Origin of the sequence: [Mycobacterium] manitobense, from assembly GCF_025821665.1 — a bacterium.
Classification (GTDB): Bacteria; Actinomycetota; Actinomycetes; order Mycobacteriales; family Mycobacteriaceae; genus Mycobacterium; species Mycobacterium arseniciresistens.
On the sequence record NZ_JACKSJ010000175.1, the window covers coordinates 1 to 468 of the forward strand.

1 protein-coding gene is annotated in these 468 nt (G+C 61.9%); it reads left to right on the plus strand.

The window, feature by feature from the left end:
- Positions 1-65: 65 nt before the first annotated feature.
- On the plus strand, positions 66-468 hold a 403-nt coding region (locus tag H7I41_RS20395), incomplete at its 3' end, for an oligosaccharide flippase family protein (RefSeq protein WP_264014437.1).

The following is a 468-nucleotide window of genomic DNA, read 5'->3' on the forward strand; positions in this document are numbered from 1 at the left end:
GGCACTGGTGAGCCAACTCGTGGTCGCGGAAGCGATCAGTTGCGTCTTGTGCTGGAAGGCTGCGCATGGCACTGGTGAGCCAACTCGTGGTCGCGGAAGCGATCAGTTGCGTCTTGTGCTGGAAGGCTGCGCATTGGCGGCCGAGATTTCAGTTCTCCAAACCGGAGTTCTTCGCCATGGCGAAGTTCGGAAACAAGGTGGTGACGGTCGACCTGATCGTGGCCATGAGACCAGCGGCCGAGGCCGCGATCATCTCGACCGTCCTAGGCCCGGCCGCGCTCGGCTACTTGAGCATCGCCCAGCGACTGGTTCAGGTCATGCAGGATCTCGGCGGCAAGGCGTTGGTTCCGGTTTCNACGGTTGTCTTCGCCAAAGTCCGTGAATCTCCCGAGCGGCTGCAGACCGCCTATGTAAAGGCGCTCAGCATCGCGTATGCCGCGGTGTCCCCGCTCATGACGGTGGTTGTGG